Here is a 19050-nt window from a genome sequence, read left to right on the forward strand (position 1 = left end):
TCCTGGGGTGGGTTTCAGGCACTCAACGGTTCGGAAATCTCGATCAGGTTCAGGTCCGGATCGCGGACGTAGACCGAACGGATCGGCCCGGTCGCGCCGGTTCGCTGCACCGGACCTTCGATGATCGGCCACTGCTGTGCTTCAAGGTGCGCGATGACGGCTTCCAGGCCGTGACTGGCGATGAAGCACAGGTCGAGCGCCCCCGGCACCGGCAGATGGGCCTTGGGCTCGAACTCGCGGCCGCGCACGTGCACGTTGATTTTCTGGTTGCCGAAGCGGAACGCCAGGCGTCCCTGGCCAAAGGTTTCCAGGCTCATGCCGAGCACGCGAAGGTAGAAATCCTTGCAGGCCTCGACATCGACAGTGGTCAGTACCAGGTGGTCCAGATGGTCGATCATCACGCGCTCTCTCGTTCGGTGTGGGTCATCTGCCTGCTCAAGGTGTGTACGTGTTCCGGGATCGGGTGCAGGTCCAGGCGGCGCCCGGCCTTGATGATCTGGCTGGGCGTATCGTGGCCGATCAGTCCCGGCAGGCGGCTCGACGCCGCCAGGACGCGAGCCAGATCGAGGCCGGTGTCATGGCCCATCAATTCCAGCATGTGGGCGAGATCCTCCATGCACACGTTGCCGCTGGCACCCGGCGCATAGGGACACCCTCCCAATCCGCCCAGGGAGGCATCGAAGCGGTCGATGCCGGCTTCCAGCGCCGCCACCGTGTTGGCCAGGGCCATGCCCCGGGTGTTGTGAAAGTGCAGCGTCAGTTGCAGGTCGGGAAAGCACTCGCGCACGCACTGGCTCAAGGCCTGAACCTGAGTGGGATAGGCCATGCCCGTGGTGTCGCACAGAGTCACGCCACGTACCCCCAGCGCGGCGAAGCGTTCCACCCAGTGCAGGACCTCGTCGTCGGGCACATCGCCCTGCATCGGGCAACCGAACACCGTGGACAGCGAGACATTGATTGCAACCGGGCCCCGCCCGATGACCGTAATCACCTCCCTGAGCTGGGCGAACGACTGCTCACGGGTCATACGCAGGTTGGAGCGGTTATGCGGCTCGCTCACCGACATCACCAGGTTGGCCTCGTCGATATCGCAACCCAGGGCCCGCTCGGCGCCCCGCACGTTGGGTACCAGCACGGTGTACTCGACACCCGGCTGGCGGCGGATACCGCACATGACCGCTTCCGCGTCACGCAGGGCGGGAATGGCCTTGGGCGACGTGAAGGAGGTGACTTCGATCTTGGCATAGCCGCATTGGCTCAACGCATCGATCAGGGCAATCTTGTCCTCGGTGGCAATGAAAGTCTTTTCGTTCTGGAAGCCGTCACGCGTGGCGACTTCCTGCAAATACAGGCGTTTCATCAAGGTTCTCCCAAGTCATCAGATCAGGCCGCGCTCGCGCCATTGGCTGCGGGTCCGGGCATCGATGCCCAGTGTTTCAAGCACCTGGTCGGTGTGCTCGCCAAGCCTGGGCGCCGGCGAGCGAACCCGGCCTGGCGTGGCGCTCAGCTTGGGGACGATGCCCGGCAGGGTCACCGCCGTGCCATCGTCCAGGGTCGCCGGCAGCAGCATCTGCCGCGCCTGGTAGTGAGGGTCGCCGGCGATGTCGGCGGCGTCGTAGATCTTGCCGGCGGGAATGTTCGCTTCGTTGAGCGCGGCCAGCACCTCATCGAGTGACCGCTCGGCCGTCCAGGCACCGATCGCCGCGTCGAGCCGCGCCACATGTCGGACACGTCCGTCGTTCTCCGCCAGCTCCGGGTCATTAGCCAGGTCGAGCCGATCGATCCGCTCCATCAGGCGCCGGAAGATGCTGTCGCCATTGCCGGCGATCAGCGCGTACTTGCCGTCCCGGCAACGATAGGCGTTGGTCGGGACGATCCCGGGCAGGCTGCTGCCGGCCGGCTGACGTACCGTGCCGAACACCGAGTACTCCGGCATCAGGCTTTCCATCATGTTGAACACCGACTCGTACAGCGCGACATCGACCTGCTGCCCTGCCCCATTGTTCTGGTCGCGATGACGCAAGGCCAGCAGCACGCCGATCACCCCATGCAGGGCCGCCAGCGAGTCGCCGATGGACACCCCGACCCGTACCGGCGTACGCCCTGGCTCACCGGACAGATGCCGCAGGCCGCCCATGGCCTCGCCGATCACCCCGAAACCGGGCAAGTCGCGGTAAGGCCCGGTCTGGCCGTAGCCCGACACACGCAGCATGACCAGACGCGGGTTCAGGGCCGACAGCACGTCCCAGCCCAGCCCCCACTTCTCCAGGGCCCCGGGCCGGAAGTTCTCGATCAGCACATCGGCATCGGCCACCAGGCGCTTGACCACCTCATGGGCTTCGGCCTGGCGCAGGTCGAGCGTCACCGACTGCTTGTTGCGCGACTGGGCGGCCCACCACACCGACGTGCCGTTGTGCAGCAAGCGCCACTTGCGCAGGGGGTCGCCTGTTCCCGGCGGTTCGATCTTGATCACGTGAGCGCCGAACTCGGCGAGCAGCTTGGCGGCAAAGGGCCCGGCAATCAGCTGGCCCATTTCGATCACCTTGACGCCTTGCAGCGGTAGGCTCATGACGGTTCCCGTTCTTGTTGGAAGTGATGGGCGGATCATCACGCCAATCCGGGCGGGTGAAAATTTCAATTTTTTCCACTATGGTTTCCATTCTGGAAACCCTGGACCTCGATACGTGCACAATCTCCTGCAGCTCGACCTGCTCTCGCTGCGCCTGCTGGTGCTGGCGGCGGACAGTGAAAATCTCACCAAGGCCGCAGAACAGGCGCACCTCACGCTGTCGGCGGCGAGCAAGCGACTGGCCGAGCTGGAACGGGTGACCGGCTGCACGCTGTTCATCAGGCTGCCCCGTGGCCTGCAGATCACCCCGGCCGGCCATGGCCTTGCGCAACACGCAAGGCACATGCTGGACAACGCCCAGCGCCTGGCCCATGACGCAACCGACTTCGCCAGCGGGGTGCGCGGGCACCTGCGCCTGTTCGCCAATACCTCGGCGGTGATCCAGTTTCTGCCCCAGGACCTGGCCGATTTCCTGGGCCGCAACCCGGCCGTGCGCATCAGCCTGGAAGAGGCGCTGAGCGACATGACGATCGAGGCGGTGCAGGACGGCAAGGCTGACATCGGGATCTTTGCCGACAACGTGCCCACCGGCGGGCTGCAGGTACGCCCCTATCGCCAGGACCGGCTGGTGGTTCTCGCGCCCCTTGAGCACCCGCTGGCCCAGCGCGAGAGCGTTTCCCTGGCCGACACCCTGGAGTACGACTTCATCGCCCTGAACCAGGGCAGCTCACTGCTGGACCGGATCCGCCATGCGGCCGCCAGCGCCGGTGGGTTGCTCAAGGTGCGGATTCAGGTCAGCAGCTTCGATGGCATCTGTCGGATGATCGAGGCCGGGTTGGGCATTGGCATCCTGCCGTTGGGCTCGGTGCGGCCCGAAGTGCTGCAGAGCAGACTGCAGGCGATCCACCTGCGCGACGCCTGGGCCTCTCGGACACTGAACGTCGGCGTCGTGGACGCCACGAGGCTGTCACCGGAAGCGGCCAATCTCTTTCATTACCTCACCACGGTCCAGACGCAACACGGCCCTTGAAACGATTCTGCGCTCATGCCCAACCCAGCGTCATCAGGTACAACACACCATAGCGGGCAGCCTTGGCCAAAGTGACGATCGCCAGGAAGCTCCACAAGGGCTCTCGCATCAGGCCGGCGACCACCGTCAGCGGGTCACCGATCACCGGCACCCAACTGAGCAACAGTGACCACCGGCCATAGCGATGGTAGGTGCGCTGGACACTCTCCAGCCGTTGGCCGGACACCGGGAACCAGGCCTTGTCCCGCCAATGCTCCAGATAGCGCCCGAGCACCCAGTTCACCAACGAACCGGCGACATTGCCGACCGTGGCGACACACAGCAGGGCCAGGGCCGGGTGCTGCCCGGCCCTGAGCAGCGCGACCAGAACGGCTTCCGATTGCAACGGCAGCAGCGTGGCGGCGCCGAAAGCCGAAATGAAGAGGCCGAGGTATCCGGTCGTTTCCCACATGTTCTCAACCCGTCGGATCCGCAGCGCAGCCTGGCATTCGGCTACCCCATCGGCATTGGATGATTTGCCCGTGGAGACCCACTAGCCCTTGTTTTTCTTCTTGTTGATGCTTTTCATGCGGGCGCTGGCCCGCTGCACCGTCGCCATCTTTTCCGGGCGTTTCATGCCACGCCATTTGCGGATTTCCTCGCGGGTGCGCCCGCAGCTCACGCACATTTCGCTGTTCAACTGGCACAGCGAAACGCAGGGGTTTTCAATGTCCTTCGCCATGGATCAGGCAGCCCGGTATTCGACCGTGAGGTGAGTCACCTCGTGGACCGGCTTCAAGGCCTCGCGCACATCCTCGGCCGACAGCTCCGGGGAGCCCTGCACGCTGACGATCGCCGCTCGCGCCTCAGGCCCGACACGCCAGACATGCAGGTCGGTGATCCTGAGTTTGCCCGACTGGTCGAGCAACTCGCGGATCTCCTCGGCCACGTGCTCGTCGGTCCGGTCCAGCAGCACCGAAGCGGTGTCCTGCATCAGTACCCAGGCCCAGCGCGCGATGACGACGGCACCGACAATCCCCATGACCGGGTCGAGCCAGACCCAGCCCAGGTACTTGCCGGCCAGCAGCGCGACGATGGCCAGGACCGAGGTGACAGCATCCGCCAGCACGTGGACATAGGCGGAGCGCAGGTTGTTGTCTTCGCCGTGGGCGTGTCCGTGATGAGGGTCATGCCCGTGACGGTGCCCATGGCCGTGATCATGGCCGGCGGCGCCCGCCAGCAGCAGCGCGCTGACGATGTTCACCGCCAGGCCGATGACCGCGATCAGCGTGGCCGTGCCGAAGCGGACCTGGGTCGGCTCGAACAGGCGCATGAGCGATTCGATGCCGATCCCCAGCGAGATCAGGCCGAGAATCAGCGCCGAGGCGAAGCCGCCCAGGTCACCGACCTTGCCGGTGCCGAAGCTGTAGGCGGCGTTGCCGGCATGCTTGCGCGCGAACGCGTAGGCTGCCGCGGCGATGCCCAGGGCGCCGGCATGGGTCGCCATGTGAAAACCGTCGGCCAGCAACGCCATGGAGCCGGTGATGTACCCGGCGGCAATCTCACCGACCATCATCACGACGGTGAGGATCACCACCCAGAGGGTACGCCGGGCGTTGTCATCGTGGCCAGCGCCGAGGAAATCGTGGCTGTGCAGAGAGTTCGTGGTGCTCATGACGACCTCACTTCGAGTAACGGCGAATGGCTTCGAGCAGGTCTTCAACCCCCTGCGCCCGCTCTTCGTCAGTGAGCCCCGCCCGCGCGACATGCTCGCGGGCGTGGTCCTCGATGATCTCGTCGAGCAGCCCATTGATTGCCCCACGGGTCGCGGCCACCAGGTGCAGGGTCTTGGCGCACTCTGCATCGCCTTCCAGGGCACGTTCGATGGCCTGGACCTGGCCGGCGATGCGCCTGACCCGCTTGAGCAGGTCGTCCCGGTTGGATTTCATGTGCGACATAGCATACCCCCCTACCCTATATTGAGGCGTATGATGCCGCTCGGCTGTTCCCTTGGCAAGGCAACAATCCTCAAGGGGCGAGTGAAGCCCCTGATCCAGACCGACATGGGCGGCAGAACCGGTCTGCCGCCCCCCACTCAGTGGTTGTAGGCCCGCTCGTTATGCTCGGCCAGATCCAGCCCCATCTCCTCGACGTGTTCGTCGGCACGCAGGCCGACCAGCAGCTTGACCACCTTCAGAATGATCCAGCTGACCACGAAGCAATATATTGTGGTGAACAGCACGCCCTTGATCTGCGCGACCACTTGGCCGCCCAGGGTCACGCCTTCCACCAGGCCACCCAACGACGGCACGCAGAACACGCCGGTGAGCACCGCACCGATCATGCCGCCGATGCCGTGCAGGCCGAACACGTCCAGACTGTCGTCATAACCGAGGCGTTTCTTCAGCACGGTGACGCTCAGGTAGCAGAACACCCCGCACAGCAGGCCGATCGCCAAGGCGCCGCCGACGCCGACATAGGCACAGGCCGGGGTAATGCCCACCAGGCCGGCCAGGGCGCCGCTGGCCAGGCCCAGGGCACTCGGCTTGCCGACCTTGAACCACTCGGTGAACATCCAGCCGAGAATGCCGGCACAGGCGCCCAGTTGGGTGTTGAGCATGACGATGCCGGACAGGCCGTTGAGACCGCCACCCGAGCCGATGTTGAAACCGAACCAGCCGACCCAGAGCATCGCCGCGCCGGTCATGGTCAGGCTCAGGTTGTGGGCCGGCATCGGCGCGTTGGCATAGCCCTTGCGCTTGCCCAGCATCAGGCAGGCCGCCAGCGCCGCGACGCCGGCATTGATGTGCACCGCGGTGCCGCCAGCGAAATCCAGCACGCCCCAGTTGTGCATCAAGGCTCCCGCGCCACCCCAGACCATGTGCGCGATCGGGGCATAGACCAGGGTGAACCAGACGGCCATGAACAGCAGCGCCGCCGAGAACTTCATGCGTTCGGCGAACGCACCGGCGATCAGCGCCGGGGTGATGATGGCGAAGGTCATCTGGAAGGTCACGAACACCCCTTCCGGAATGTCGCCGACCAGGCTGTCCGGGGTCATGCCGGCGAGAAACGCCCGGCTCAGGCCACCGACGAAGCTGTTGAAACTGACCTGCCCCTCGACCATGTTGGTGGTGTCGACCACCATGCTGTAGCCGAAGATCACCCACAGCACGCCGACCAGGCCGGCAATGCCGAAGCACTGGGTGAACAGTGACAGCATGTTCTTGGCCCGCACCAGCCCGCCGTAGAACAGCGCCAGCCCGGGCAGGCACATGAACAGCACCAGGACCGCCGCCGTGACCATCCAGGCGGTACTGCCGGTGTTCAGGGTCGGGGTATCGGCGGCCTGGGCCAGGGGTGCGCACGCGCCAAGCGCGAGCAGTGCGAGAAGGGATTTGCCGGGTAGACGATTCACCATTTTCGAAGCTCCTGCAATGAGATGGAAAAGTGCCGGGCAGAAAGCGCTGTAAAGATGTGTCGGGCCCTGGAGGCCTCTCTTCGTTGTATGACTCGAAGCCTGGGGGAGGCTCCCGGGTTCCTGACCAGGCTCACGTGCCTGTTCGCGGATGAGTCCGACTCCCCGATCGTTCCCACGCTCTGTGTGGGAACGATCAAAGCCCCTATGGCTTGAACGCCTGTTCGCGGCGGTGCGGCGTTCCGACAAGCCATGCTCCTACAGAGGGAGCAGGACTCCCGTTTTGCGTTCGGCGCTGTCCCTGTGGGAGTCGGCCTGCTGGCGCGGCTACGCCAGCGTCTAGTACTGCTGCCCGGGAATCCACGAGGTCCCGGCCAGTGGCACCCGGGCCATGGCCGCGGACTCCACGGTCAAGGCCACCAGGTCCTCGGGGTCGAGGTTATGCAGGTGGGACTTGCCGCAGGCCCGGGCCATGGTTTGCGCTTCCAGCACCAGGACACGCAAATAGTTGGCCAACCTGCGCCCGCCTTCGACCGGGTCCAGGCGTTTCGACAGTTCCGGGTCCTGGGTGGTGATACCCGCCGGGTCACGGCCGTTCTGCCAGTCGTCGTAGAAACCGGCCGCCGAGCCGATCTTCTTCAACTCCTCGTCCAGCCGCGGGTGGTTGTCACCCAGGGCGATCAGCGCCGCCGTGCCGATGGCCACCGCGTCCGCGCCCAGGGCCATGGCCTTGGCCACGTCGGCCCCGTTGCGGATGCCGCCGGAGACGATCAACTGCACCTTGCGGTGCATGCCCATTTCCTGCAGGGCCTGCACCGCCTGCGGAATCGCCGGCAGAATCGGGATACCGACGTGTTCGATGAACACTTCCTGGGTCGCCGCGGTACCGCCCTGCATGCCGTCGAGCACGATCACGTCGGCGCCGGCCTTGACCGCCAGCTTGACGTCGTAATACGGGCGGCTGGCGCCGATCTTCACGTAGATCGGTTTTTCCCAGTCGGTGATCTCGCGGATCTCGGCGATCTTGATCGCCAGGTCGTCCGGGCCGGTCCAGTCCGGATGACGGCAGGCCGAACGCTGGTCGACACCGATCGGCAGGGTGCGCATGCCGGCGACCCGCTCGGTGACCTTCATGCCCAGCAGCATGCCGCCGCCGCCCGGCTTGGCGCCCTGCCCCAGGACGATCTCGATGGCGTCGGCCTTGCGCAGGTCGTCCGGGTTCATGCCGTAGCGCGACGGCAGGTACTGATAGACCAGGTGCTGCGACTGCCCGCGCTCTTCCGGGGTCATGCCACCGTCTCCGGTGGTGGTGCTGGTGCCGGCGATGGTCGCGCCACGGCCCAGGGCCTCCTTGGCGTTGGCCGACAGCGCGCCGAAACTCATGCCGGCGATGGTCACCGGAATCTTCAGGTGGATCGGCTTCTTGGCGAAGCGGTTGCCGAGAATCACATCGGTGCCGCACTTCTCGCGATAGCCTTCCAGCGGATAACGGGAAACGCTGGCGCCGAGCAGCAGCAGATCATCGAAATGCGGCAGCTTGCGCTTGGTGCCACCGCCGCGGATGTCATAGATGCCGGTTTCGGCGGCGCGCTGGATTTCCTGGATGGTCAGGCGATCGAAGGTGGCCGACTCGCGCAGCACCGGAGCGGCTTTCGGGGTAGTGGATTCACTCATGTTCTGGCTCCTGGATCAGTAGGCGCTGGCGTTGTCGACTTTGAAGTTGTACAGCTGGCGGGCCGAACCGTAGCGCTTGAAATCGCTGGCCTTTTCGTTGAAACCGGCCTGGTTCAGCAGGGCCTGCAGCTCTTCGAGGTGTTCGGGGCGCATCTCCTTCTCGATGCAGTCCGAGCCCAGCGACTCGACCTTGCCCTTGACGAAGATCTTCGTCTCGTACAGCGAGTCGCCCAGCGCATCGCCCGCGTCGCCGCAGACCACCAGGCGCCCGGCCTGGCCCATGAAGCAGCTCATGTGGCCGATGCTGCCGCCGACCACGATGTCGATGCCCTTCATCGAGATGCCACAACGGGCACCGGCGTCGCCCTCGATCACCAGCAGCCCGCCATGGGCGGTGGCGCCCGCCGCCTGCGAGGCACTGCCCTTGACCCGCACGTAGCCGGACATCATGTTCTCGGCGCAACCGACCCCGACGTTGCCATGCACGGTGATCGAGGCCTTCTGGTTCATGCCGGCGCAGTAGTAGCCGGCGTGCCCCTGGATATCCACGGACACCGTTTCGTTGATGCCGACCGCCAGGTTGTGCGCGCCGTTGGGGTGGGTGACCCGCCACTCACGCTCTTCGAGCTGCCGGGCCTGGTCGTGCAGGGCCTGGTTCAGCTCACGCACGGTGCTGGTGGAAAGATCGATGGTTTTCATGGGCGTGCTCCTTGAGCCGATTCGCGTTCCCAGACGTAAAGGGTGGCGGGAACAGGTTCCCAGACCCTGGCCTTCTCGATGCCCGGCAGGCTCGACAACGCCTGGTATTCCGAGGCCATGGCGACGTAGTCGGCGGTCTCGGCGAGGATCGCCGGCTTGCAGGCGATCGGGTCGCGGATCACCGCGAAGCCGTTGCGGGTGCCGATGGCGAAGGTGAAGAAGCCGTCGAGGTCTTCCAGGGACTTGTCCAGCGCGGTCTTCAGCGAGTCGCCCTGTTGCAGGCGCCAGGCCAGGTAACCGGCCGCCACCTCGGTGTCGTTCTCGGTCTCGAAGTGGATGCCCTCGCGGCGCAGGTTCTGGCGCAGGCGCGAGTGGTTGGACAGCGAGCCGTTATGCACCAGGCACAGGTCGGCCCCGGTGGAGAACGGGTGGCTGCCTTCCAGGGTCACCGCGCTTTCGGTGGCCATGCGGGTGTGACCGATGATGTGGCTGCCCTTCATCGAGGCCAGGCCGAAACGCTCGGAAATTTCCCGGGGCAGGCCCATGCCCTTGAGGATCTCGATGCTCTGGCCGACACTCATGATGCGCACCTGCGGTGCCAGCTCCGCCAGTGCGGCACGCACCGGCGCCTCTTCGGCACGGATCTTGAGGACAATGGCGCTGGCGTTCTGGAACCAGTCCAGCGGTGCCGCCAGGCGGGCTTGCAGCGCCTCGACCAGGGCCTTGAAGTCATAGCCGTCGCGGGTGGCCTGCAAGGTCAACTTGACCCAGCCCTCGCCCACTTCATCGCCATAAATGGCGAAACCGGCACTGTCCGGCCCGCGGTCGGTCATGGCTTCGAGCATCGGCTCGAAGAGCTGGCCGAGCCGGGATTCCAGCGCCGGATTTTTCAGGTAAAGCCCCACAATTCCACACATATCGCAAACTCCCGGGCAGAAGACGCCCTACCCACTTGCAGGGCGTCGGAAACGGTTGGTTGAAACGGCTGGATCAGAAGAATTCGGTGTAGCGCTGCACTTCCCAGTCACTCACATGGCGGCTGTACTCCACCCACTCCATGCGCTTGAGCTTGATGAACTCGCCGACGATCTCTGCGCCCAGTACCTCGGCGAACAGCGGATCGGCTTCCAGCGCATCGCAGGCTTCCTTCAGCGACTGCGGCAGGGTCTTGATGCCGCGGGCGGCGATCTCCTCCAGGCTCAGCTTGTAGAGGTTCTCGTTGCAGACGTTGTCGATTTCCAGCTTGCGGTCGATGCCATCCAGACCCGCGGCGATGATCGCGGCGCTGACCAGGTACGGGTTGCACCCGGCATCCGGCAGGCGGAACTCCAGGCGGCCATAGGGCACCCGGACCATGGCCGAGCGGTTGTTGGCGCCAAAGGCGATAAAGGCTGGCGCCCAGGTGGCACCGGACAGCGAGTTGCCGACCACCAGGCGCTTGTAGGAGTTGACCGTGGGCGCGGCGAACGCGCACAGCGCCGGGCCGTGGGCCAGCAGCCCGGCGGCGAAGTGATAGGCCAACTTCGACAGGCCCATGCCGCTCGGGTCGCTGGGATCGTGAAACAGGTTCTTGCTGGTCGCGCTGCTGATCGACAGGTGGAAATGCATGCCGTTGCCCGCCCGTTTCGGATCGGGCTTGGGCATGAACGAGCAGATCATGCCCATGTCGTTGGCGATCTCGCCGGCGGCCATGCGGAAGAAGGTGAAGCGGTCCGCCGACTCCATGGCATCGCTGTAGGTGTAGTTGATCTCGAACTGGCCGTTGGCGTCCTCGTGGTCGATCTGGTAGATGTCGAAGCCCACCGGTTGCAGAGCTTCGGTCAGGCGTTCGAGGAATTCGCGCGAGCGCGACAGGCCCTTGTAGTCGTAGCACGGCTTGTCCAGGGCATCGCTGGCGTCGACCAGTTGCAGGGCCCCGCTGGCGTCACGGCGAAACAGGCTGAACTCCGGTTCGAGGCCGGTGTTGAGCGTCCAGCCGCGATCGCTCAGGCGCTCGACCTGGCGCTGCAGCACGTAGCGGCTGTCGTAGGGCCAGGGCTTGCCCTCGACGTGGCCGATGCACACCACCCGGCCGTAGCCCTTCTGCCAGGGTACCGGGGTCAACGACGACAGGTCGCCCTTGGCCATGAAATCCGGTCCGTGAGGTTCCATGCCCATGCCACAGATGGCAAACCCGGCGAACCCCGCCCCCTCTTCGGCAACCATCTCCAGACCCGAAACCGGCACCGATTTGGTCTTGGACGAACCGTGGATATCGACGAACTGGGCCAGCACGTATTTGATCCCGTGCTCCGCGATCAGCCGCTGTGTTTCGGGTGGCAACATGAGCGTTCACTCCTGGCGAAAGGCAAGACGTTATGGTTTGAACCGTCGCTTGCTTCCTGGCCGGAACTTATTCCAATCAGGAAACTTACTTTCCCAATAGGAATGCAATGGCCTTGCCAAGTTTGTCGCTTGGGGTCTGCGGAGCCGCGATTGCGGCTTTTCCTCTGTATATATGGGAAACTCGTTTTCACCGAGGGAATATTCCGCCGCCGAACGAGCGGCCGAGGCCCGAATCGCACATTACTGGTGCGAATTTAAAATTATTGAACGGAAACCGTGCAAAGCCGATGAACACGCCTGACGAAGCACAACCCAAGCTCAAGCTCGAGCAGTACCTGGGCATCCAGATCAAGCGCCAGCGCCAGGCCCAGGAACTGAAACTGGCCGATGTGGCGCGCATCGCCGGGATCAGCCAGGGCATGCTGAGCAAGATCGAGAACGCCCAGGTGTCCACCAGCCTGGATATCCTCAGCCGCCTGTGCGACGTGCTCGGCATGCCGATGTCCAAGCTGTTCAGCCAGTACGACCAGCAAGGCGGCAGCGCGCTGCTGGTCAAGCGCGACGAGGGGCTGGAGGTGGTGCGCCGCGGCACCGAGAAAGGCCATACCTACCACCTGCTCAACCACACCCGCGGGCCGAAGAAGAGCTTCGAGGCGTACATGGTGACCATGGACGATGCCAGCGAGGAGTTCCCGACCTTCTCCCACCCCGGCACCGAGTTCCTGCATCTGCTCGAAGGCGAACTGGTCTACCGCCACGGCAACCAGCTCTACCCGATGGAAGCCGGCGACAGCCTGACCTTCGACGGCGAAATTCCCCATGGCCCGGAGAAGCTGGTGCAGGTGCCGATCCGGCTGTTATCGATCATGAACTACGGCACCTCCGGGGAGTAGAGCCGACCGCTCCCTCCACTGGCCCGCGACGGCCCCAGGGCCACACCGCAACGGTGCTCACGTCGCGGGCAACCACCCCAAAAAATTTCCCACCAGTTAAAAAAGTTTCCAGAAATGCTGGACGCGCCATCGCCTTTCGCCTATAAACCGCACAAAAGAATATTTAATTCCTAGTAGGAATTTTTATTCACCTACAACATCGCCGTTCCCCCCTGAATTTCGCCTTGCGCCGAGCTGCCGCCACTCTCCAGAGGACATGCCATGCAACACGAAAAGAACCCTTTCATTCTCAAGATCAGCTGTCCGGCGACCTCCGGCATCGTCGCGGCGGTGACCTCGTACCTGGCCGGCAATGGCTGCTACATCGGTGAAATGGCGCAGTTCGACGACGACTTCAGCGGCAAGTTCTTCATGCGTGCGGTGTTCCGCTTCAACGACGGCCACAGCGGCGACATCGCCCGGCTCAAGGCCGGTTTCGCCGAGGTCGCCCAGGCCTTCGACATGCACTGGGAACTGCACGACACCCGCGAGCCGATGCGCGTGCTGCTGATGGTCAGCAAGTTCGACCACTGCCTCACCGACCTGCTGTACCGCCACCACAAGGGCGAGATGGACATGACCATCACCGCCATCGTCTCCAACCACCTGGACCTGCGGCCCATGGCCGAGCGCGAGGGCATCCGCTTCATCTACCTGCCGGTGACGAAGGAAACCAAGGCCCAGCAGGAAGCGGCGCTGATGAAGGTGGTCGATGAAACCGGCACCGAGCTGGTGGTGCTCGCCCGCTACATGCAGATCCTCTCGGACGATTTGTGCAGGCAACTCTCGGGCCGGGCGATCAACATCCACCACTCGTTCCTGCCCGGTTTCAAGGGTGCCAAGCCCTATCACCAGGCCTACGAGCGCGGCGTGAAGCTGATCGGCGCCACCGCGCACTACGTCACCAGCGACCTGGACGAAGGGCCGATCATCGAGCAGGAAGTTCAGCGGGTCGACCATGCCTATCTGCCGGACCACCTGGTCGCCACCGGTCGCGACACCGAGACCGTGGCCCTGTCCAAGGCGGTGCAGTACCACCTGGAACATCGCGTCTTTCTCAACAACGACAGAACGGTGATCTTCCGGTGAATACCTCCAAGCTGATCGATGGCAAGGCCGCGGCGGCGCGGGTGCTGGCGCGGGTCAAGGCCGAAGTCCGGGAGTTGAAGCAGGCCGGCATCGAGCCTGCGCTCGCGGTGATTCTCGTGGGGCAGGACCCGGCCAGCCAGGTCTACGTGCGCAACAAGGTCCTGCGTGCCGAAGAGGCCGGGATCCGCTCGCTGGAATACCGGCTGGGCACCGACACGACCCAGGCGCAGTTGCTCAGTCTGATTGCCGAGTTGAACGAGGACGACAGCGTCAACGGTATTCTGCTGCAGTTGCCGCTGCCGGCCCATATCGAGGAAACCCGCGCCCTGCAGGCCATCGCCCCGGGCAAGGATGTCGACGGGTTCCACAGCGAGAACGTCGGCGGCCTGAGCCAGGGCCGCGAGGTGCTGACGCCCTGCACCCCCAGCGGCTGCATGCAGTTGCTCGAAGACGCCTGCGGCGACCTGAGCGGCAAGCACGCGGTGGTGATCGGCCGCTCGAACATCGTCGGCAAGCCCATGGCCGCCCTGCTGCTCAAGGCCCATTGCTCGGTCACCGTGCTCCATTCGCGCAGCGTCGATGCCCAGACCCTGTGCCGCCAGGCCGACATCGTGGTCGCCGCCGTCGGCCGCCCGCGGCTGATCGACGCCAGTTGGCTCAAGCCCGGTGCGGTGGTGATCGACGTCGGCATCAACCGCATCGACGACGGGAAACGCAGCCGCCTGGTCGGCGACGTCGACTTCGACAGCGCCCTGCCCCAGGTCTCGGCCATCACTCCGGTGCCCGGTGGCGTCGGCCCGATGACCATCGCCTTCCTGATGAAGAACACGGTGACCGCTGCCGTTCAGCAGGCCCACGCCCAACGCAGTCACCTGGAGGCCCTATGCCATTCCATCTATTGAAATACGGACTCGGTTCGCAGTACCCGGTCGAGGTCGACCTGCCGCCGCCGAAGGAGCTCAAGCCGGCCTACGACGTGGTCATCATCGGCGGTGGCGGCCACGGCCTGGCCACCGCCTACTACCTCTCCCGGTACCACGGCATCAGCAACATCGCGGTGCTGGAAAAGGGCTACCTGGGCGGCGGCAACACCGCGCGCAACACGGCGGTGATCCGCTCCAACTACCTGACCAGCGAAGGGGTGCGCTTCTACGCCGAATCGGTGCGGATGTTCGAGGGCCTGTCCAACGAGTTCGACTTCAACATCATGTACTCCCATCGCGGCCAACTGACCCTGGCCCACACCGACGCGACGGTGCGGTCGTTCCGCCAGCGCGCCGAGGTCAACAAGCACTTCGGCGGCCGCACCGAAATGCTCGACCGCCAGCAGATCCGCGAACTGGTGCCGACACTCAACCTCGACCCCGGCCACCTGCCGGTGCTCGCCGGCCTGTGGCACATCGACGGTGCCACCGCCCGCCACGACGCGGTGGCCTGGGGTTATGCCAAGCAGGCGGCCAAGCGGGGCGTGGAGATTCACCAGCTCACCGAAGTCCAGGAACTGGTGATCGACAACGGCACGATCACCGCGGTGAAGACCAACCGCGGCACCGTCCGCTGCGGCTGCGTGGTCCAGGCCGTGGCCGGCATGAGTTCGCAACTGATGAAGAAGGCCGGCATCCGTTCGCCGATCCAGACCTTCCCGCTGCAGGCCATGGTCACCCAGCCATTCAAGCCGTTCCTCGACCCGCTGGTGAGCTCCTCGGCCCTGCACTGCTACGTGCAGCAGACCAGCCGTGGCGAGGTGGTGTTCGGTGGCGGTTCCGACCCCTACCCGCTGTTCAATACCCGCTCGACCCTGGACCTGAAGGAAAGCCTGCTGGCCCACGCCATCGAGATGTTCCCGTTCCTGGCCAACGCCAGGCTGATGCGCCAGTGGGCCGGGATCACCGACATGACCCCGGACTACAGCCCGATCATGGGGCTGTCGCCGGTGAAGAACTACTACCTCGACGCCGGCTGGGGCACCTGGGGCTTCAAGGCCACGCCGATCTGCGGCAAGACCATGGCCGAGCTGGTCGCCAGCGGTGGCCGGGTACCGGAGCTGATCAGACCGTTCGGCCTGGAGCGCTTCGCCACCTTCCAGCAAGTCAACGAAATGGGCGCGACAGCGGCCAGCCACTGAGGAGCGGCACATGAAAGTGATGAATTGCCCGCTCAACGGGCCGCGCAACATCAGCGAATTCACCTACGGCGGCGAATTCAAGCGGATGCCCGATCCGCAGACCTGCAGCGATGCCGAATGGGCCGACTACGTGTTCAACAGCGAAGACACTCTCGGCGTGGTCCGCGAATGGTGGCTGCACAACCCGTCCAGCTACTGGTTCCTGGCCGAGCGTCACACCGGCAGCGACGAGATCCTGCGCACCTTCGACCCGCGGGAACTGTTCGACAGCCGCGTTGAATTCACAGCCGCGACCACCCAGGAGATCGTGCGATGAACCGCCTCCCCGTACCCATGGGCCTGCTGATCGACCGCAGCCAGCCCCTCGATTTCAGTTTCGATGGCAAGCCCTACCAGGGCTTTGCCGGTGACAGCATCGCCAGTGCCCTGCTCGCCAATGGCCGCTTCCTGCTCTCGCGCTCGTTCAAGTACCACCGCCCGCGCGGTCCGCTGACCATGGCGGGACAGGACGCCAACACCCTGGTGCAACTGCCGCGCGAACCCAACGTGCTGGCCGATACCCAGTTGCTGGAAAGCGGCGTGCAGGTGACCGGGCAGAACTTCAGCGGTTCGCTGGACCATGACCGGGATGCCTACCTCGGCAAGTTCTCCAGGTTCATGCCGGTGGGTTTCTACTACCGCTCGTTCTACAAGCCCCGGGGCGCCTGGAAACTGTGGGAGCCGATCATCCGCAAAAAGGCCGGCCTGGGCGTGCTCGACCAGAGCTTCCAGCCCGAGTACTACGACAAGGCCTACCTGTTCACCGACCTGGCGGTGATCGGGGCCGGCCCGGCCGGCCTGCAGGCGGCGTTGACCGCGGCGAATGCCGGGGCCAAGGTGCTGCTGGTCGAGCAGCAGCCGATCCTGGGGGGGTCACTGACCTACGCCCGCTTCGACCTCGAAGGCCGGCGTGCCGACAGCCTGCGCCAGGAGTTGGTCGATGCGGTGCAAGGCCACGCCAATATCCGCGTGCTGAAGCAGGCCACCTGCAACGCCTGGTTCACCGACAACTACCTGCCGGTGATCCAGGGCAAGCGGATGTACAAGGTCCGCGCCACCCAATGCCTGATCACCAGCGGCTCGTTCGACCAGCCGGTGATCTTTCGCAACAACGATCTGCCCGGGGTGATGCTCAGCAGCGCCGCGCAACGGTTGATGAAGCTCTATGCGGTCAAGCCGGGCCAGCGCGCCGTGGTCCTGACCGGCAACGACGACGGCTACCTCACCGCGCTGGACCTGGATGACCAGGGGGTCGAGGTCGCCGCCCTGGTCGACATGCGCCCTCATCCGGCCGATCGCGAGCTGCTGCTGGAACTGGAAAAACGCGGCATCCCCTGCCACTCCGGCAGCACCGTGTACGAAGCCCTGCACGAAAAGGGCCTGCGCCATGTCAGCGGCGTCGATATCCGCAAGATCACCGGGCAAGGCCAGGTCGCCCAGCAGGGGTTGATCCTGGACTGCGACCTGCTGTGCATGTCCGGCGGCTACATGCCGGTCTACCAGCTGTTGTGCCAGGCGGGTGGCAAGCTGGCCTACGACGACCCGTTGGCGGAGTTCACCCTCAGCGGCCTGCCGCAGAACCTTCGCGTCGCCGGCTCGGCCCATGGCTACCACGCCCTGGACAACGTGCTGGCCGATGCCATCGACGCGGCGGCGCAGATCGTCACCGCGCTGAACCTGGAACTTGTCGCCAAGCCCTTGCCGCTGCGTGCCGAAGCCCCGGTCAACTTCCCCTGGCCGATCTTCCCGCACCCCAAGGGCAAGGATTTCGTCGATTTCGATGAAGACCTGCAGGTCCGCGACATCGTCAATGCCACCCGCATCGGCTACCGCGACGTGCAACTGGTCAAGCGTTTCTCCACGGTCGGCATGGGCCCGTCCCAGGGCCGCCACTCGGCCCTGCCGACCGCGCGACTGGTGGCCTCGTCGACCCAGCGCAGCGTCAGCGAGACCGGCGTGACCACCGCCCGGCCGCCGTTCGAGGCGGAGAAACTGGCCCACGTCGCCGGCCGTGCCTTCGACCCGTACCGGCAGACGCCGATGCATCGGCGCCACCTCGAAGCCGGGGCGAAGATGATGCCCGCCGGGATCTGGCAGCGCCCGGCCTACTACGGCAAGCCCAGCCAGCGTGATGCCTGCATGCAGGCCGAGGCGCAACACGTGCGGCACAAGGTCGGCATCATCGACGTCTCGACCCTGGGCGGCCTGGACGTGCGGGGTCCGGACGCCGCCGAACTGCTCAACCGGATGTACACCTTCGCCTTTCTCAAGCAGCCGGTGGGGCGTTCGCGCTATGCGCTGATGACCAATGAACAGGGTGTGGTGATCGATGATGGCGTCTGCGCGCGCTTCGCCGACCACCACTTCTACGTGACCGCCACCACCAGCGGCGTGGAGCGCATCTACCAGCAGATGCTCAAGTGGAATGCCCAGTGGCGGCTGGATGTCGATATCGCCAACGTCACCGCGGCGATTGCCGCAGTCAACGTCGCCGGACCGGACTCGCGCAAGGTACTGGAGAAGGTCTGCAGCGACCTCGACCTGTCGGCCGAAGGCTTTCCCTACCTGGCGGTGCGCCAGGGCACCGTGGCCGGGATCAAGGCGCGCCTGCTGCGGGTCGGCTTCGTCGGCGAGCTGGGTTATGAAATCCACGTCCCGGCGCGCCATGCGCTGCAACTGTGGGACGCGCTGATGGCGGCCGGCAAGGCCCATGACATCCGCCCGTTCGGCGTCGAGACCCAGCGCCTGCTGCGCCTGGAAAAAGGCCACGTGATCATCAGCCAGGACACCGACGGCATGACCCACCCGGCCGAGATCGACATGGGCTGGGCGGTCAGCCGCAGCAAGCCGTTCTTCGTCGGCCGCCGCTCGATCGATATCCTCGAGGCCCAGCCGCAGAAGCGCAAGCTGGTCGGTTTCACCCTGCCCAGGACCAGCCCGCAACCGCTGGAGGGCCACCTGGTGCTCAAGGGCCCGGACATCAGCGGCAACGTCACCTCCTGCGAGTACTCGCAGACCCTCGACCGGATCATCGGCCTGGCCTATGCCGCCTTCGACCAGGCCACGCCGGGGCAGCAGATTCCGATCCGGGTCGAGGGCGGCGTGATCGTCCAGGCCACGGTGGTGAAGCTGCCGTTCTTCGACCCTGAAAACCAGCGCCAGGAGCTCTGA

The 19050-nt window shown here is 65.1% G+C and carries 19 protein-coding genes; 7 read left to right on the forward strand and 12 right to left on the reverse strand.

The window, feature by feature from the left end; all coding sequences use genetic code 11:
* Positions 1-14 precede the first annotated feature (14 nt).
* The 3 genes from ACM62G_RS01210 to ACM62G_RS01220 are packed head-to-tail and all read right to left on the reverse strand — an operon-like array spanning position 15 to position 2569.
* Positions 15-398 (reverse strand): VOC family protein, encoded by a 384-nt coding sequence (locus ACM62G_RS01210; protein ID WP_273820637.1) that lies wholly within the window; start codon positions 396-398, stop codon positions 15-17.
* Positions 398-1360, reverse strand: a complete 963-nt coding sequence (locus tag ACM62G_RS01215; RefSeq protein ID WP_419736551.1) for a hydroxymethylglutaryl-CoA lyase — start codon at positions 1358-1360, stop codon at positions 398-400. The genes ACM62G_RS01210 and ACM62G_RS01215 overlap by 1 nt, the downstream gene beginning before the upstream one ends.
* Positions 1361-1378: 18 nt before the next feature.
* Positions 1379-2569, reverse strand: coding sequence for a CaiB/BaiF CoA transferase family protein (locus ACM62G_RS01220; RefSeq protein WP_273820634.1), 1191 nt, complete (start codon positions 2567-2569; stop codon positions 1379-1381).
* Positions 2570-2684: 115 nt separating this feature from the next.
* On the opposite strand from ACM62G_RS01220, the gene ACM62G_RS01225 reads away from it, so the two are divergent.
* On the forward strand, positions 2685-3599 hold the full coding sequence (locus ACM62G_RS01225) for a LysR family transcriptional regulator (RefSeq protein WP_419736552.1): 915 nt from the start codon (positions 2685-2687) through the stop codon (positions 3597-3599).
* A 13-nt stretch (positions 3600-3612) separates the two neighbouring features.
* Here the strand turns inward: ACM62G_RS01225 and ACM62G_RS01230 are convergent, their stop codons facing one another.
* The 9 genes from ACM62G_RS01230 to glnT form a co-directional block, all read right to left on the reverse strand.
* Positions 3613-4050 (reverse strand): YqaA family protein, encoded by a 438-nt coding sequence (locus ACM62G_RS01230; protein ID WP_419736553.1) that lies wholly within the window; start codon positions 4048-4050, stop codon positions 3613-3615.
* 81 nt (positions 4051-4131) lie between these two features.
* On the reverse strand, positions 4132-4320 hold the full coding sequence (locus ACM62G_RS01235; RefSeq protein ID WP_054058039.1) for a DUF1289 domain-containing protein: 189 nt from the start codon (positions 4318-4320) through the stop codon (positions 4132-4134).
* Positions 4321-4323: 3 nt separating this feature from the next.
* On the reverse strand, positions 4324-5253 hold the full coding sequence (gene dmeF / locus ACM62G_RS01240) for a CDF family Co(II)/Ni(II) efflux transporter DmeF (protein WP_419736554.1): 930 nt from the start codon (positions 5251-5253) through the stop codon (positions 4324-4326).
* Positions 5254-5260: 7 nt separating this feature from the next.
* Entirely contained in the window at positions 5261-5536 is a 276-nt protein-coding gene (locus ACM62G_RS01245) for a metal/formaldehyde-sensitive transcriptional repressor (protein WP_273820629.1), read from the reverse strand.
* A 137-nt stretch (positions 5537-5673) separates the two neighbouring features.
* Positions 5674-6999: an ammonium transporter gene (locus ACM62G_RS01250; RefSeq protein ID WP_419736555.1), complete on the reverse strand. Its 1326-nt coding sequence runs from the start codon at positions 6997-6999 to the stop codon at positions 5674-5676.
* A gap of 336 nt (positions 7000-7335) precedes the next feature.
* Positions 7336-8670, reverse strand: a complete 1335-nt coding sequence (locus ACM62G_RS01255) for an FMN-binding glutamate synthase family protein (protein ID WP_054058043.1) — start codon at positions 8668-8670, stop codon at positions 7336-7338.
* 15 nt (positions 8671-8685) lie between these two features.
* Positions 8686-9369 (reverse strand): protein glxC, encoded by a 684-nt coding sequence (locus ACM62G_RS01260; RefSeq protein ID WP_054058044.1) that lies wholly within the window; start codon positions 9367-9369, stop codon positions 8686-8688.
* Entirely contained in the window at positions 9366-10286 is a 921-nt protein-coding gene (locus ACM62G_RS01265) for a class II glutamine amidotransferase (RefSeq protein WP_273820627.1), read from the reverse strand. The genes ACM62G_RS01260 and ACM62G_RS01265 overlap by 4 nt, the downstream gene beginning before the upstream one ends.
* Before the next feature lie 73 nt (positions 10287-10359).
* On the reverse strand, positions 10360-11694 hold the full coding sequence (glnT, locus tag ACM62G_RS01270) for a type III glutamate--ammonia ligase (RefSeq protein ID WP_054058046.1): 1335 nt from the start codon (positions 11692-11694) through the stop codon (positions 10360-10362).
* A 287-nt stretch (positions 11695-11981) separates the two neighbouring features.
* Here glnT and ACM62G_RS01275 point away from each other — a divergent pair, with 287 nt between their 5' ends.
* The 6 genes from ACM62G_RS01275 (at position 11982) to ACM62G_RS01300 (ending at position 19050) form a co-directional block, all read left to right on the forward strand.
* Positions 11982-12587 (forward strand): helix-turn-helix domain-containing protein, encoded by a 606-nt coding sequence (locus ACM62G_RS01275; RefSeq protein ID WP_054058047.1) that lies wholly within the window; start codon positions 11982-11984, stop codon positions 12585-12587.
* Between the two features lie 261 nt (positions 12588-12848).
* The gene (gene purU, locus ACM62G_RS01280; RefSeq protein WP_054058048.1) at positions 12849-13715 is read left to right on the forward strand and encodes a formyltetrahydrofolate deformylase; all 867 of its coding nucleotides are present in this window, start codon (positions 12849-12851) and stop codon (positions 13713-13715) included.
* A complete protein-coding gene (folD, locus tag ACM62G_RS01285) occupies positions 13712-14617 on the forward strand; it encodes a bifunctional methylenetetrahydrofolate dehydrogenase/methenyltetrahydrofolate cyclohydrolase FolD (RefSeq protein WP_419736556.1) in 906 nt (301 codons plus the stop codon). Before purU ends, folD begins: the two co-directional genes overlap by 4 nt.
* The gene (locus ACM62G_RS01290; RefSeq protein WP_054058050.1) at positions 14599-15840 is read left to right on the forward strand and encodes an FAD-dependent oxidoreductase; all 1242 of its coding nucleotides are present in this window, start codon (positions 14599-14601) and stop codon (positions 15838-15840) included. Before folD ends, ACM62G_RS01290 begins: the two co-directional genes overlap by 19 nt.
* A gap of 10 nt (positions 15841-15850) precedes the next feature.
* Positions 15851-16156: a sarcosine oxidase subunit delta gene (locus tag ACM62G_RS01295; RefSeq protein ID WP_419736557.1), complete on the forward strand. Its 306-nt coding sequence runs from the start codon at positions 15851-15853 to the stop codon at positions 16154-16156.
* A complete protein-coding gene (locus ACM62G_RS01300; protein WP_419736558.1) occupies positions 16153-19050 on the forward strand; it encodes a 2Fe-2S iron-sulfur cluster-binding protein in 2898 nt (965 codons plus the stop codon). The genes ACM62G_RS01295 and ACM62G_RS01300 overlap by 4 nt, the downstream gene beginning before the upstream one ends.

This window comes from Pseudomonas sp. COR18 (assembly GCF_048568395.1).
In the GTDB taxonomy this organism is placed as follows: Bacteria; Pseudomonadota; Gammaproteobacteria; order Pseudomonadales; family Pseudomonadaceae; genus Aquipseudomonas; species Aquipseudomonas fuscovaginae_B.